The sequence below is a fragment of the Coprococcus eutactus genome (genome assembly GCF_025149915.1).
Lineage (GTDB): Bacteria > Bacillota > Clostridia > Lachnospirales > Lachnospiraceae > Coprococcus > Coprococcus eutactus.
In genome coordinates this window covers 2,425,083-2,440,236 of the sequence record NZ_CP102278.1, presented here as the reverse complement: position 1 = coordinate 2,440,236, position 15,154 = coordinate 2,425,083, and the positions used below count along the sequence as shown (strand labels likewise).

Below are 15,154 nucleotides of genomic sequence, written 5' to 3'. Positions count from 1 at the left end.
AAGTGAAATTTCGCGACCACCGCGCTGACTTCAGAGAAAGGAAAACTCGTGGAAAATATATTCAGAAAGGCATTCATCAAATCAATCCCAATCATGTGCAGCTATTTGTTCGTTAGCATGGCATATGGGATCATGATGGAGAATGCCGGATTCAAATGGTATTATTCACTGCTGGTCAGCCTGACGGTGTACACGGGGGCGTACCAGTTTGTGCTTGTGACGCTGCTTTCAAGCGGAGCATCCATACTCACCATGGCACTCACTGCATTTCTGATGAACAGCAGGCAGAGTTTTTATGCACTGACATTTGTGGATGAGTTCAACCGCATGGGAAAGCGGAAATTATATATGATACATACAATGACGGATGAGACTTATGCCGTGAACTGCACCTTGCCGGACACCGGTAAGGAGAAACAGAGCATCATGTTCTGGGTGGCTTTTTTGTCGAGGTGTTACTGGATGGTCGGTGCGGTTGCCGGGGGGATCCTGGGGCAGATAATTCCATTTGACATGACGGGGATTGATTTCTGCATGACGGCACTGTTTGTCATCATATTTATCGATCAGTGGGAGAAGGCGGAGAGCCATATTCCGGCGATTGCAGGAATTGTGATAGCGGTTTTATGCTTGTTGGTAGTTGGACAGCAATATTTCCTTTTGCCGTCACTTATCATAGCGTCAGCGGTGCTTGTGGTGTGGAATACGAGGAGAAAGTAGGAAAATACTATGGATACAAGATACATATTAATAGGAATTGCGGTGTCGGCAGTTGTAACATTTGCACTGAGGGCACTTCCATTCGTCATATTTGGTGGAAAAAGGCGGATGCCGGAGATGCTGGAAAAGCTCGGTAAGGTGCTTCCGGCGACCATCATGGCGGTACTCATAGTGTACTGTCTGAAGGGGGCGGTGACGGCTCCGGTGGCAACTGGAATACCAAGTCTCGTTGGCGTTCTGGTGACAGGCGGGACATACAAATGGAGGCACAATACGCTTCTGAGTATCCTGCTGGGGACTGTGAGTTATATGGTGATGTTGCGTCTGGTATGAGAAAAGAGGAGTGGAAAAATTCCATTCCTCTGAACCACTGTTTTAGCAGTAATCTCTACAATAGGATTGCGGATAATTTGTACGCATAATCCCACTATTGAATGAATGTGCATAATTTGTTAGAATAGCTGTGTGTTTATGTCAGCAAAACTGACCAGCGGTTCGCATCAGGATTCGTGAGCGAATCTTGAACGACGTAAGCATATATCATAATATGAAGATATCATCGCAGCCGATTATGTCTGGTCAGGTGATATTGGGAGATATTATTAGAAAGGATCTGAATAAGTAATGGATAGATCAGATAAACAGAGAATTGAGGGAATCGTGCAGAGGATACTGGATGATTTCGGCGATGACAGAGCCATCAACAAGACGGATCTGTGCAACGAGCCGGATAAGACAGCCATTATCGATGTGATCGACAAACTCATGAAGATTCTGTATCCGGGTTATTACAGCGACAAGCTGTATAAGATATACAGTCTGAAGAATAACATGTCTGTTATCATAGAGGATGTAATATTCCATCTGAAGAAGCAGATCATGATAGTTCTCAGGTATTGCAAAAAGTTTCCTGAACTCACAGATGCAGAGCTTGAGGACAAGGCGATGGATATAACATATGAATTCATGGATAAGATACCTCAGATAAGGGATTATCTTGAGACTGATATCCAGGCGGCATTTGACGGAGATCCTGCTGCGGGCAGCAAGGATGAGGTCATACTTTCATACCCTGGACTTTATGCGATATCTGTATACCGCATGGCACATGAGCTTTGTCTGCTGGATGTTCCGATGATACCCAGGATCATGACCGAGCACGCCCACAGCGTGACCGGAATAGACATTCATCCGGGGGCCACCATAGGAAAGTATTTCTTTATTGACCATGGTACAGGAATCGTTATCGGCGAGACGACTATTATCGGCGAGCATGTGAAGATATATCAGGGTGTGACACTTGGAGGACTCTCTACACAGGGAGGTCAGAAGCTCAAGGGAGCCAAGAGGCATCCAACCATCGGTGACAATGTAACCATCTATTCAGGCGCGTCCATCCTTGGAGGCGAGACTATCATCGAGGACAACGTTGTTGTGGGTGGTAATACATTTATAACCAACTCAGTAGAGAAGGATACAAGGGTTACTGCCAAGAAGCAGGAGCTTCAGTATAAAAATAATTAGAGGACATACAAATGAGTGACATACGAAAGATAGCGGTTCTGACCAGCGGAGGAGATGCTCCGGGCATGAATTCAGCTGTTAGGGCTGTGGTTGTATCGGCCATCAACAGTGGAATAGAGATAGTCGGCGTGATGCGTGGTTACGAAGGACTTATCGACTGGGAGACACAGCCGCTCGGTCTGGCGGACGTCAGGAACATAAACAATCAGGGTGGAACGATACTTTTCACCAGCAGAAGCGAGAGATTCCTTCAGAAAGAATACCGCGAGCAGGCGGCAAAGAATCTGAGAGATCACGATATAGATGCACTTGTTGCCATCGGTGGGGATGGAACACTCCGCGGAGCCATAGCATTTCAGGATGAGGGTATCAATACTATCTGTATCCCTGGAACAATAGACAGGGATGTGGCATGTTCTGAGTATACGCTGGGATTTGACACAGCGGCGAATACAGCCATGGAGGCTATTGACAGGATAAGAGATTCATCGGTTTCTCATGGAAGATGCAGCGTCGTGGAGGTCATGGGACGAAAGAGAGGCTATATAGCGCTCTGGGCAGGCATGGCGACGTCGGCGGATGCCATCATAATTCCTGAGAAATGGGATGGCGACTTTGACAGTATCATAGATACGATAAAGGCAAAGCATGCTGACGGAAGAAACAGTTATCTTGTTGTAGTTGCTGAGGGCGTAACGGATGCACCGGAGCTTGCGCAGATGATCCTGGATAAGACAGGCATAGAATCAAGAGTGTCGGTGCTGGGGTACATACAGAGAGGCGGTCAGCCTACAGCAAAGGACAGGATGTACGGCTCGCTTATGGGGGCGTATGCTGTGGATGTACTCAAAAAGGGCGGCACAAACCGCATGGTGGCTATCAAGAATGATATACTTATAGATTACGATATAAAAGAGGCAATAGATATACAGAACAATCAGCTTGATTCATTCCAGTATGAGCTGAGTAAGCTGCTGGCTGAGTAAGAGAGAAAAGGAGAAGGTTATGAAACAGGTAATATTAACAGGCGACCGTCCTACGGGCCGCCTTCATGTGGGACACTATGTAGGATCACTTAAGAGAAGAGTCGATCTTCAGAATTCGGGCAGGTATGATGAGATATACATCATGGTGGCTGACGCACAGGCGCTTACAGACAACGCAGAGCATCCAGAGAAGGTCAGACAGAACATTATGCAGGTTGCTCTTGATTATCTTGCCTGTGGCATAGATCCTGAGAAGTCTACAATATTCATCCAGTCAATGGTGCCTGAGCTTACAGAGCTTACATTTTACTATATGAATCTTGTCACAGTTGCAAGAGTTCAGAGAAATCCGACCGTAAAGGCAGAGATCAAGATGAGAAATTTTGAGGCAAGCATTCCAGTTGGATTCTTCTGTTATCCTATCAGCCAGGCTGCAGATATCACAGCATTCAAAGCTACAGAGGTTCCAGTTGGAGAGGATCAGATGCCTATGATCGAGCAGTGTAAGGAAATCGTTCACAAGTTCAATTCAGTATACGGAGAGACTCTTGTTGATCCAAAGATTGTCCTTCCGGACAACGAGGCATGTCTCAGACTTCCAGGTACAGATGGTAAGGCCAAGATGAGTAAGTCACTTGGAAACTGTATCTACCTGTCAGAGGATCCTGCAGATATCAAGAAGAAGGTTATGTCCATGTACACAGATCCAAATCACATCCGTGTTGAGGATCCGGGACAGGTTGAGGGCAACTCGGTATTTACTTATCTTGACGCATTCAGCAAGCCAGAGTATTTCGAGGAGTTCCTTCCAGACTACAGTGGTATGGATGAACTCAAGGAGCACTACAGCAGAGGCGGTCTCGGCGATGTAAAGGTCAAGAAGTTCCTGAACAATGTTCTTCAGGCTGAGCTTGCACCTATCAGAGAGCGTCGTCAGATGTGGGAGAAGAGACCACAGGATGTATATGACATCTTAAAGAGTGGCAGCGAGGTTGCCAGAGCAAAGGCAGCAGAGACACTTTCTGATGTAAGACGCGCTATGAAGATAGATTACTTTGAGAATGACAACTTATTTAAATAAGCAGCATTTATACCCAACATTATAACTTTAGAACAGCATAAACACAAAAAAGGATAGAATTCTCCTAAAAAGTCCTGAAAAACAGTGTTCAGGATAAATACAGAGAATTTTATCCTTTTTTGTTGCAAAAGCCTGTCATAGGGATAATTTTATCTTTAAGACAGGAAAATCCTTTAAAATAGGAGAAGTAATACAATAACACTGAAGCTGTTCACATGGATAGTTCATCAGAGAATATGTAAAAATATATGTATAAAAAGCCCATCTGTATGTATTTCTACAGTACAGATGGGCGTAAATGACAACAGACAAAAACTGTAATTACAAGAGTAGTTGGTTATATAAACAAACCAGATTTCTCCTTGCTGTGTTCCAGCTTGTCGAGAAGCTTTGCACAAGGCTTAGCCAGCAGCAGACCTATGATCACCGATATACCAACATATATCAGCAGTGTGGCAAGACATTTGCCGTAGGTGTGCTGATACATTCCGGCAACACATTCCCTAAGGGCGTTCATGCAGTATGAGAACGGCATGAATTTGTACAGGTACTGGTAGACTGATGGAAGAACTTCCACAGGGAAAGTTCCACCTGCTCCGGCAACCTGTATGACCATGATAACCACTGCGATGGCCTCACCGATATTGCCAAATGCCACGGTGAGAGAGTAGATCAGGAATGTGAACACAAAGCTGGTCATCATCGCAGCCAGTGTAAATGCTATCGGATGCTTGCACTGTATTCCCACATAGAACAGATCGCCAAATACTGTTATGATAGTTTGGACCTGACCTATCACGAAAAAGCTTATGTATCTTCCGAAGAACTTCTGGTATGGCTTCACCCCCGGAATCTCGTCGCTATCCTTCACCTTGACATGGATGAGTGCCACAAGGATGAGCGCACCGACCCACAGTGCAAGAACAGTGTAAAATGGTGCCATTGCCGAGCCGTAATTGCTGATCGCAAATACCTCCACTGTGTTCATCTGGACAGGAGATGATATGAAGTCCACGATCATCTGTGGGTTTTCCTTTATCGCGGACATGATCTCCTGAAAGCTCTGACTGGCTGTTATACTATCCAGTTTCTGGATGAGTGAGTTTATGTTATCCTTAAGATCAGACATATATTTTACAGTGATCTGGACATTTGCCTTTCCGTCATTGAGTATCGACTGATACTCGGTGAGGGTGGAGTTTATCTCAGAAAATGTTCCGGGAACATCTGACAGAATAGATTGCGCCTGGGAAAGAGAACTCTGCATGCTTGACATGGAGCTGGTAAGTGTAGAGGATAGGTCACCATTTATCAGCTCCTTGACATCGGAGATGCGGTCTTTGCATTTGGTTATATCTGTTGTTATGACAGATTTGAGTTCTGCTATATCTGAGTCGGTCAGCTTGGCATCACCTGTGAACTGTTCAAGATCGTTCTTCAGCTTTTCGAGCTGTACCTTGGCATCTGCAATCTCTGGAGATTGGCTGTCGATGAGGTTCTGAATAGAATCAAGAATCTCAGTGGAAAAGGGGTCTTTTGAATCTACTTCTTTTATGAATGATAATGAGTTCCCCTGGCTGCCTACAGTGATATTATTCACAGTGCTGGATAACTCGTCTAGTCTGCTCGATATAGTGTCAAGGCTTGTATTCATGAGCGAGAGCGCTGACCCCACGATATCCTTGCTGATATCCACACTATCGCTGAGATTTCCCAGACTGTCAGCACCACTTGAAGCCATGCTGTCTATATTGGGAAAAAGCAGCTTGGTAGTGTCGATCGAATCCGATGCTGATTCTGTGAGCAGGGCAAATGTGTTCATCATGTAAATATAATTATCCAAAGTGGAAGATATGTGGTTGAGTTTGCTTTTCAGACCGCTTATGATGTCAGAGCCTTCAATATCGCTTCCGGACAGATAATCACCTGCATTTGCAAAAATTTCAGTCAGGGTACTTATGAGTTTTGTGTTGATCTCATTTTGTACAGTGGTCTTGACCTTTCCTGTGATCTTGGTTGCTATGGCGTTCTTTTTGCTGTTTTCGTAGTATTCTATGCTTGGATTGACGATATTGCCGTTCATGATGCTCAGCATATCCTTTGTAAAGTTCTTTGGAATGATGATTCCGGCATAACATTCACCACTCTGTATCAGCTCAAGCGCATCTTTCTTATTGTCCGCAAATGTCCAGTTTATGGTATTATTTGTCTCAAGGCTTTCTGTCACCATGTCACCGATAACGAGCTTGATCCCGTTCAGGTCGATACCCTCGTCCTCAGAATACACAGATATCTTCATGAGAGAAGTTGCTGATTCACCGTATGGATCCCAGTTTGACATGATGTTGAACCAGGCATAGAGAGATGGGATGATACACAGTCCCATCACCACTGACAGGGCTACGACGTTTGTTGTGAGTCTTTTCAGATCAGATATATATACTCGCCATATATTTTTCATGATGACTTTCCCTCCTGTGATACTGTGTCTGCAGCTGTCTCATTTGCCGGGACATTTTCTGTTGTGTTATCTTCATTTGTGATGTTGTCAGATGAGGAAGCTTCATCAGCGCTGCCGTCAACTGTACTGCGTTCAGTTATATCTTCTTCAGTTGCATCGCTTTCGGATGAGGAATCTTGCGTTACGTTTGAAGACTTCCTTGCTGCCATATGTTCATGTATATCTGACTGGATCTGGGCCAGTGAATCAATACGAGCCTGCGTGTCAGACTTTACATTTGTTATTATGTTATCCAGTTTGTTATCAAGCCTTTTCTTAGGTTCAGTGACCTTGGTATATATACTGTCGATGTCAATAAGACTGTCAATACTGTCTTCGGAATCCTGAAGAGAATTAACCATCTCCTGTATCTTATAGTCGGAATATTCCACGTGAATGAGGTATGCCGCTATGATGAACAGACTGGCGATCCAAAGCACCAGAAAGATGATTTTGGAGCTTCCGGTGAAGAAGAGCAGTATGAGAAAGCATGCGGGCACGGTAAAGATGCATTTGATTCCGGCTTTTATCTTTCTCACATTGTCAGCGTGGGCTTTGTCTCTGAATTCAAGAACCTTTTCCATTATATCTTTTTCGTCCATAAATGTTCCTCCTGAAATGAACCGTATTCATGATCGAGCTGGCTGTTACATCATCTGAGTGTCTTCCATTCGTTTCTCGATGAAGTGCATTATTCGTATAAAAGGCTTCCTGATGATCATGCCTATGACGAGCGCCACCACAATGAACAGTGACAGTTCAGCCAGATATACGAATATGTCATGGTGATACATTCCTCCGATGCATTCCCTCATTGCATTGATGGCATATGGGAACGGAAAGAAGATATAAGCCTGCCTGAAGAATCCCGGAAGTGCTTCTATTGGATATGTTCCGCCGCTTCCTGCTATCTGAAGTACCATGATCACTACTGCAAGTGCCTTTCCGATATCGCCAAACGATATGGTTAGTGAGTATATAAGCAGTGAAAATGTAAATCCCGTCAGAGCTGCTACAGCCCAGAATGCAAATGGATGCAGGCATTGTATCTTGAGCAGATACAGGTCGCCGAGGACTATGACAAGTACCTGGAGCTGTGAGAGCAGGAAGAATATGAGGTATCTTCCCCAAAACAGCTGGTGAGGTCTGGCGTCCTTTAGATATTCTGCATCATTTACATGCACCTTCATAAGAGAGACGAGTATGGTCATTCCGACCCATATGGCAAGCACTGAGTAAAATGGTGACATAGACGAACCGTAATTGGCAATCTGATAATAATAGTGCTCATCGACTTTTACTGGCTTTGACAGAAATGTGGCAAGTTCTTTGGCATCACCATTTAAGAATGCCAGAATCGCTGCTGCTGCCTCACTGTCAGAGGCTTTGTTTATATCAGATATCGCTGTTGCAATCTTTTCCCTCACATCACCGATGAGATCTGACAGGTCAGAAAGGCTTGTGTTCATGGAGTCGATCGTACCTTTATAATTGTCAAATACAGTGCTGGTGCTGACGATCGTCTCATTTAGAGTCTTGAGAAGATTCTGGGCGTTCTTCAACGCTTCTTTTATATTAAGAAGAATGTTGTCGAGATCCGGGACGATCTTCTGGCTGAATGTATTGTCTACGGTGTCGATGGCATTTGAAACTGATGACAGCTTTGCCGTGAGATCAGATTCTATTGAAGCTATCTTTGAAAAGTCAAGATTGTCTATAGTCTCTTCGGTAAGGCTGGTCAATGTGTCCACCTGTGACTTCATCTCATCCAGCCTGTCAATAGATTCTTTGACTTTGTCTATGCTGCTGACAGGGAGAGACTTTACAAATGTCTCGATGGCATCAAGCTTTTTGTTAAGGGCCTCGGCATCTGACTTGATGTTGTCCAGATCTGCTGAGATATCATCAGTGTCATCCTTCAAGGTGGCAAGTTTGGCGGATGTCTCAAGTGACTTTATGTCGTTGGTTATAGAATCAATCTGTGACTGAAGATTGTCTCTGAGCTGATAGTAGCTGGATCCGGTCTGATCCATATCGGACAGGCTGGAATCAATTGCGGCATCAGCTTTTTTTATGGCATCTGTGCTTTTGGTTGAAGCAGCCTTGAGGTTGTTGTCTTCTACAAGCTTTTTATTTGCCTTGATGATAGACGTGATCATATCCTGATACCCAGCCAGATTGTCATCCAGAGTCTTTAGAGATGTAACAAATGTCCCACTGTTTATATCAGCAGACAGCTGAGTGTCCGAGTTGTCTATGGATGACAGGAGTTTCTCCGAGATTGCCTTTATATAAGTTTCGTTGATACTTGTCTTCAGGGTAGATACGGCAGTGTCGGTTATCTTTGGTGCGACAGCATTCTTCTTCTCGTTCTCATAGTATGTGAAGCTCGGGTTGATAAAGTTATCGGTCAGAGCATTGTACATATTTGAAGAGAAATCAGCATCTATGACAACGGCAGCGTAGAATTTGCCTGATTTTACACCTTCGATGGCTGCGGCTTCTGAGTCTGGAAATACCCATCCGATGCTTGTCTGTTCTTTGAGTTTATCTGTCACAGACTGCCCCATATTGACAGTGTTTCCACTTCCGTCATCACTGCCTTTGTCAAGGTTGACAACCGCAATGTTGATATTGCCGGTGTTGGCATATGGATCCCCGTTGGCAAATATATTAAACCATGCATACAGTGCCGGCAGAATACACAGTCCGACCGCCAGCACTATAGTTAGTATGCTTCCTTTTATTCCAATCAGATCATTTTTAAATATTTTCAGTATTATCTTCATATTTTGGTAATCCTTTATGTAAATGGGGTCGTAAATGGGGTCAGGTACCTCCGTCCCTCATCAAATGGGGTCAGGCACCTCCGTCCCCAAGAGACGATATCTACAGATTTTTAAAGTGAAACTGTTTCTTGCCGGTTGCATAGTCGTCCACGATCTGACCGTGTCCATAGAGTTTATACTTGTAGGTGACAAGCCCTTCGAGACCGACAGGTCCCCTTGCGTGGATCTTGCTGGTGCTGATACCGACCTCTGCACCAAATCCATATCTGAAACCGTCGGCAAATCTTGTGGAGCAGTTCTGGTATACTCCGGCTGAGTCGACAAGCTGCATGAAGAGGGCAGCAGTATCAGCGTTCTCAGTCACGATACAGTCTGTGTGGTGTGAACCAAAGTGGTTGATGTGAGCAATTGCTTCCTGAACGTCATTCACGATTTTTACAGAGAGGATCAGATCAAGATATTCCGTATTAAAATCGTCGTCTCCCATGATCTCAAAATCGTTCTGGCTGTCGGTTGCGGCTTTCGTATGTGAACCGTTGGTCTGACCGTCAGTTGTGTACGCCCGTTTAATAATCTCCGCAGCTTCAGCTGTTCCGCGAAGCTTTACTCCGTGATCTTTAAGTGATCTGGCTATTGCAGGGAGCATCTCATCTGCCACATCCCTGTGAATGAGCAGTGTCTCGGTCGAATTGCATGCAGCAGTGTACTGGGTCTTTGCGTCTATGATTATAGGAATCGCCTTATCTATGTCAGCATCCTTGTCTATGTATGTGTGGCAGATTCCGTCTGCGTGTCCCATGACAGGAATCTTGGTGTTGTTCATGATGTATTGCACAAATGCATTTGAGCCCCTAGGTATGAGAAGATCCACTGATTTGTTGCAGGACAGAAGCTCATCGATCTCGTTGTGCTGACTTGCCTGGAGCATGCAGCCTTCAGGTGCTCCATTTGCAACTGCTGTGCTGTAGATTACATCGAAGAGTGCCTTGTTGGTGTTGGCTGTCTCCTTGCCACCCTTGAGGACAGCGCAGTTGCCGCTCTTGATGCACAATGATGATATCTGGACCAGCGCGTCCGGTCTTGCCTCGAATATGATTCCAATGACACCGATAGGGCATGACACTCTCTGAAGCACCAGACCTTCGTCAAGCTCTCTCTTAAGCTGGATCTGTCCAACCGGATCAGCGAGTTTTATGAGCTCATTGATTCCATTTGTCACGTCAGCAAGCTTGTGCTCGTCGAACTTCAGTCTCTTCTTGACTGATGCTGCGATCCCGTTCTCCTCGGCAGCAGCCATATCCTTTGCATTTGCCGCAAATATCTCATCCTTATGTGCGATGAGTGCGTCCTTTACATGTGCTAGTATATTGTTTCTTGTATCCTCTGACAGTGCCGCCATCTTGTAACTGTCGGCCTTCATTTTAGAAGTTGCTTCCTGCATGTTCATATGTCTTGTTCTCCTTTATAAAAGTAATTTGTAAACCTTCTTTATATACATTTATATCAGCTTTGTATATTTTGTGTATATTATGTGCATATCCCAGTGGACTGCAAATTATTTGCAAATGATCTGCAAATGTTTTATTAATATTGTCCGCAGGTCATACAAGAATATAATCCATTTCATATTACCACAAGTTTGGGACGGTGACTACAGGGAAGAAGAGATGTAAGGTTGCTTCGTGGGCTTCTTAAGATATAGTGACAGCCGCCAAAGCCTGTGCTTGCACAAGACCTTGGCGGCTGCTCCGCGAAAATATAAAATACTTAGTTCATTATCACAACAAAGCTCTGTGCCGGAAGAGTGATAACTCCGTCAGCGATGCCTGGCTGTGTGCCGTTTATTGCTATAGAATAGATAACCTTTGCGTCATCTGTCAATTCAGCAAGTTTTCTTGACTGAGTGGCAGTATTCTTAGGATTCACTGCAAGGATCAGGTTTCCTCTCTTGTATACCAGAGGTTTTCTGCTGATGATCTCAAGATTGCTCTTGTCGAGAAGATCAGCCTGTGAGTGTCTGAGCTCGGTGAGCGACTTAACTGTGTTGAGAAGCGAGTTCTGATCCGCTTCAGCAGCTTCAACATTTGCAGCTCCTTCCGCTGGATCAACTGGGAGGTAAAGCTTGTCTGCCGGTGCTGTTGAGAATCCCATGTTCTCACCTGAGCTCCACTGCATAGGAGTTCTTGAACCGGTTCTTGTAAATCCGCCCTCCTTGCTTGCCATGCTTCTGAATCTCATGGCGATCTCATCGCCATAGTAGATGAATGGATTGCCGGGCATAGTCAGGAAGAATGCGTAGGCAAGCTTTAACTCGTCCTCAGAGAGTCCGTAGCTGATACGTGTGGTGTCGTGGTTTCCTGTGATGAGGGCGATGGCGCCCTTGTCCTTTATCTGCTCATATCTTCCCATATATTCATCAATGAAGTGGTCGCAGGTTCCCTTGCTGTCAGCCTTGAAGAAGCTGTTGTTTGCCACGCTGTCATCGAGCTTCTCCGGAAGAGATGCAAATGCATTCAGATGAGCTTCGTAATCTCTTACCAGAGAGTTATATCCGTTGCCCATCCAGTCAAGATAGAAGTCCATATCGAAGCCTGCCTTGATGGACTGCTCAGCCTTTCCCCACTCAGATACAAATGCTGATTCTGGGTATTCGGAGTGAATGTCACCGAGAATATCCTGCCATACAGCGACAGTTCCGCTCTTGTTCGCATCGTCGTGTTTTACAAGTGAGTCAGCCATATCAACACGGAATCCGTCACATCCGGCATCAAGCCAGAAACGGCACACGTCCTTCATAGCTTCCCTTGTCGCGATACATGCAGGATCGTACATGCTCTTGTGCCATCTCTCGGTTGGGTTCAGAACACCATAGTTGAGAGCCGGCTGGCATTTGAAGAAATTGACGATGTAGGCTGCATTTCGAGGTGTCTCACCTGCGATGTAGTTGAGACCTGCACCGCCGCAGAGCCATCCGTCAGTCCACATATATCTGTCAGTGTACTCATTTGTCTCAGGCTTCTTGCTCTCGGTAAACCATGCGTGCTCCTCTGATGTGTGGCCTGGAACAAGGTCGAGAAGGATATGCATATCCCTCTTATGAGCCTCGGTAAAAAGGTTTTTGATATCATCCATGGTGCCGTATCTCTCGGCAACCTTCTTGTAATCCCTTACATCATAGCCCGCATCAGAAAATGGTGAATCAAAGCATGGATTCATCCAGATAGCGTTGCATCCAAGAGACTTGATATAGTCAAGCTTTGCGGTGATTCCGTTGAAATCACCGATTCCATCACCATTGGTATCGTAGAAACTCTGTGGGTATATTTCATAAAAAATTGCATCTTTAAGCCATGTAGCCATAATAAATGTCCTCCTTAAAAAATGTAGCATGCGCATATATATGCACTTCGCGCGGCGCATGTGTTACTATTTGTTTCTCCATAATGCGAGCAGCGCACTTGCAGCTATGCGCTGGTGGTTTATAAGGTATATCACAAGTTTTCAGCGAAAACTTATGAAATAAGGTAAGGTACTGCAATCCCACACAGAAATCTGCCTCAGAATACGGAGAACGGTCTTAATAGTATTAAGAACATTCTACTTATTATAATAAAATATAATATGGAAAAATGTAATCCTTTATATGTAAATTAATAGATTTATTTTGTATGAAAATACACTTGTTGAAAATGCACAGCAAACATAAAAATAGCTGTATTTTATCTGGTTCAAATACGGGATAAAATTTGCTTCACACTGTAAAAGTTTAAACACACAAATGCTGTAATGTATGTTACAATCACAAGGTATGTGTCAGCATAAATGAAAAAATAATATAGAATGTAACAGTTTGAAGTAAACATCTGACGCAAATAATACTGATATCTGTGAAAGGAAAAGTGTATGAGTAAAGATAATAACAACGGCGACAAGGAAAAGTTCGCCTCAAGACTTGGCTTCATCCTTGTGTCTGCAGGGTGTGCCATAGGTCTTGGAAATGTGTGGAAATTCCCGTATATATGTGGGCAGAACGGCGGCGCGATATTTATCGTGATATATATACTGTTTCTACTGCTCTTGGGATATCCGATATTGACATGTGAGTTTGCCATCGGGCGAGGCAGTGGAAAGAGCGTAGGATCAGCTCTTAGGGAACTGGCACCGCCGGGAGGCAACTGGCACAAGTTCAGCTGGTACGCGTACGCAGGCAATTATCTGCTCATGATGTTCTACACCATGGTAGCGGGCTGGATGGTTTATTATGTGTATGTCATGGGTTCCGGGCAGCTGCACGGAGAGGCTGTTGAGGTCATAGAGGGCAGGTTCTCAGAGATGCTTGCTTCACCAGGACTTATGGCTGTGGTGACACTTGCGGTCATAGCGTGCTGCATAGGCATATGCTCATTGGGACTTCAGAATGGAGTGGAGAGGGTGACAAAGGTTATGATGATCGCCCTTATCATCCTGATGATAGTCATGGCTGTGAATTCACTTATGCTCTCGGGAAATGAAGAGGGACTTAAGTTCTACCTTGTCCCAAGTATAGAGCGAGCAAATGCGAGAGGCTGGGGAAATGTTCTGTTCGATGCCATGACTCAGGCGTTTTTCACGCTCAGCGTTGGTATGGGTTCCATGGAAATTTTTGGAAGCTGCATAGGAAAGGAACATAAGCTTTCAGGAGAGGCGAAGAGTGTTATGTATCTTGATACATTTGTTGCATTGATGGCAGGTGTGATCATTCTTCCGGCATGTTTTGCCTATGGGATCAGTCCCGACAAGGGACCATCACTTTTGTTTATGACGCTGCCAAATGTGTTCAACCATATGCCGGGGGGAAGAGTATGGGGAGTACTGTTCTTTATATTCATGTCATTTGCGGCACTTTCCACGGTTATAGCGGTGTTTGAAAATATTATTTCCATAAGCATAGATATGTTTGGCTGGAAGAGAAAGAAGTCTTTGATCATCAATCTGATTGGAATATCAGTGCTTTCCATGCCGGCAGTGTTAGGCTTCAACATATTGTCAAAGATTGCTCCGATGGGAGCCGGTTCCAACATCATGGATCTGGAGGACTTCCTTGTGTCGAACAATATACTTCCACTTGGATCACTGCTGTTTGTGTTGTTCTGCACCAGAAAGAACGGATGGGGATTTGACAATTTTGTCGCAGAGGCAGACGCAGGAATTGGCAAGCCATTCCCGCGGTATCTCAGAAAATATATGTCATATGTGCTGCCATTGATCATAGTTGTCATCTACTTCAAGGGCTACTATGATACATTTGCACCTAAGGGAACACTATTGCTGTGTATCTGGATGTGCGTTGCATTATTGTTTGTATTGTTTATTGGCTATCTGGCATTCGGGCACAGCCGCAGGGATGGCGGCGGAGATGTCAGTGGGCACCAGCCATCTGACAGATAGTTTTTTGAATCTATATTGGATTTTTGACAAGATTTTGGTTGGCAAGTTTTGATAAGATTTTTACGGATTTTTATGGCCATAGACTTGATTTTATGTCAACCAAATGTTATTATATAAGTACCAACAG

At 44.6% G+C, this 15,154-nt stretch carries 11 protein-coding genes; 6 read left to right on the top strand and 5 right to left on the bottom strand.

The genetic code is table 11. The features are described from left to right. Nucleotides 1–48: 48 nt before the first annotated feature. From NQ536_RS10820 to trpS, 5 genes are all read left to right on the top strand, one after another. Nucleotides 49–720, top strand: a complete 672-nt coding sequence (locus tag NQ536_RS10820; RefSeq protein ID WP_022059551.1) for an AzlC family ABC transporter permease — start codon at nt 49–51, stop codon at nt 718–720. 9 nt (nt 721–729) lie between these two features. Then, nucleotides 730–1,053, top strand: a complete 324-nt coding sequence (locus NQ536_RS10815; protein ID WP_004849984.1) for a branched-chain amino acid transporter permease — start codon at nt 730–732, stop codon at nt 1,051–1,053. A 291-nt stretch (nt 1,054–1,344) separates the two neighbouring features. Further along, entirely contained in the window at nt 1,345–2,244 is a 900-nt protein-coding gene (locus NQ536_RS10810; RefSeq protein WP_004849988.1) for a serine O-acetyltransferase, read from the top strand. An 11-nt stretch (nt 2,245–2,255) separates the two neighbouring features. After that, nucleotides 2,256–3,230: an ATP-dependent 6-phosphofructokinase gene (locus tag NQ536_RS10805; RefSeq protein WP_004849990.1), complete on the top strand. Its 975-nt coding sequence runs from the start codon at nt 2,256–2,258 to the stop codon at nt 3,228–3,230. A 19-nt stretch (nt 3,231–3,249) separates the two neighbouring features. Next, nucleotides 3,250–4,311, top strand: coding sequence for a tryptophan--tRNA ligase (gene trpS, locus NQ536_RS10800; protein ID WP_004849991.1), 1,062 nt, complete (start codon nt 3,250–3,252; stop codon nt 4,309–4,311). A gap of 337 nt (nt 4,312–4,648) precedes the next feature. Here trpS and NQ536_RS10795 read toward each other — a convergent pair whose 3' ends face one another. From NQ536_RS10795 to NQ536_RS10775, 5 genes are all read right to left on the bottom strand, one after another. Then, on the bottom strand, nt 4,649–6,772 hold the full coding sequence (locus NQ536_RS10795) for a YhgE/Pip domain-containing protein (protein ID WP_004849992.1): 2,124 nt from the start codon (nt 6,770–6,772) through the stop codon (nt 4,649–4,651). Next, nucleotides 6,769–7,413: an EI24 domain-containing protein gene (locus NQ536_RS10790; protein ID WP_004849993.1), complete on the bottom strand. Its 645-nt coding sequence runs from the start codon at nt 7,411–7,413 to the stop codon at nt 6,769–6,771. The genes NQ536_RS10795 and NQ536_RS10790 overlap by 4 nt, the downstream gene beginning before the upstream one ends. A 45-nt stretch (nt 7,414–7,458) precedes the next feature. Then, nucleotides 7,459–9,600 carry a YhgE/Pip domain-containing protein gene (locus NQ536_RS10785; RefSeq protein WP_004849994.1) on the bottom strand — a complete coding sequence of 714 codons (2,142 nt, stop codon included), beginning with the start codon at nt 9,598–9,600 and terminating at the stop codon, nt 7,459–7,461. Nucleotides 9,601–9,700: 100 nt separating this feature from the next. After that, nucleotides 9,701–11,047: a glutamate-5-semialdehyde dehydrogenase gene (locus tag NQ536_RS10780; protein WP_004849995.1), complete on the bottom strand. Its 1,347-nt coding sequence runs from the start codon at nt 11,045–11,047 to the stop codon at nt 9,701–9,703. A 320-nt stretch (nt 11,048–11,367) separates the two neighbouring features. Beyond that, complete coding sequence (locus tag NQ536_RS10775) at nt 11,368–12,960, bottom strand: alpha-amylase family glycosyl hydrolase (protein ID WP_004849998.1); 1,593 nt, start codon at nt 12,958–12,960, stop codon at nt 11,368–11,370. A gap of 543 nt (nt 12,961–13,503) precedes the next feature. On the opposite strand from NQ536_RS10775, the gene NQ536_RS10770 reads away from it, so the two are divergent. After that, a complete protein-coding gene (locus NQ536_RS10770; RefSeq protein WP_004850000.1) occupies nt 13,504–15,027 on the top strand; it encodes a sodium-dependent transporter in 1,524 nt (507 codons plus the stop codon). The last annotated feature ends 127 nt before the right edge of the window (nt 15,028–15,154 follow it).

Bases quoted from the DNA above. Each gene is read 5' to 3' on its own strand.
- NQ536_RS10815 (WP_004849984.1), top strand. From the start codon at position 730: ATGGATACAAGATACATATTAATAGGAATTGCGGTGTCGGCAGTTGTA.
- NQ536_RS10810 (WP_004849988.1), top strand. From the start codon at position 1,345: ATGGATAGATCAGATAAACAGAGAATTGAGGGAATCGTGCAGAGGATA.
- NQ536_RS10805 (WP_004849990.1), top strand. From the start codon at position 2,256: ATGAGTGACATACGAAAGATAGCGGTTCTGACCAGCGGAGGAGATGCT.
- trpS (WP_004849991.1), top strand. From the start codon at position 3,250: ATGAAACAGGTAATATTAACAGGCGACCGTCCTACGGGCCGCCTTCAT.
- NQ536_RS10795 (WP_004849992.1), bottom strand. From the start codon at position 6,772: ATGAAAAATATATGGCGAGTATATATATCTGATCTGAAAAGACTCACA.
- NQ536_RS10790 (WP_004849993.1), bottom strand. From the start codon at position 7,413: ATGGACGAAAAAGATATAATGGAAAAGGTTCTTGAATTCAGAGACAAA.
- NQ536_RS10785 (WP_004849994.1), bottom strand. From the start codon at position 9,600: ATGAAGATAATACTGAAAATATTTAAAAATGATCTGATTGGAATAAAA.
- NQ536_RS10780 (WP_004849995.1), bottom strand. From the start codon at position 11,047: ATGAACATGCAGGAAGCAACTTCTAAAATGAAGGCCGACAGTTACAAG.
- NQ536_RS10775 (WP_004849998.1), bottom strand. From the start codon at position 12,960: ATGGCTACATGGCTTAAAGATGCAATTTTTTATGAAATATACCCACAG.
- NQ536_RS10770 (WP_004850000.1), top strand. From the start codon at position 13,504: ATGAGTAAAGATAATAACAACGGCGACAAGGAAAAGTTCGCCTCAAGA.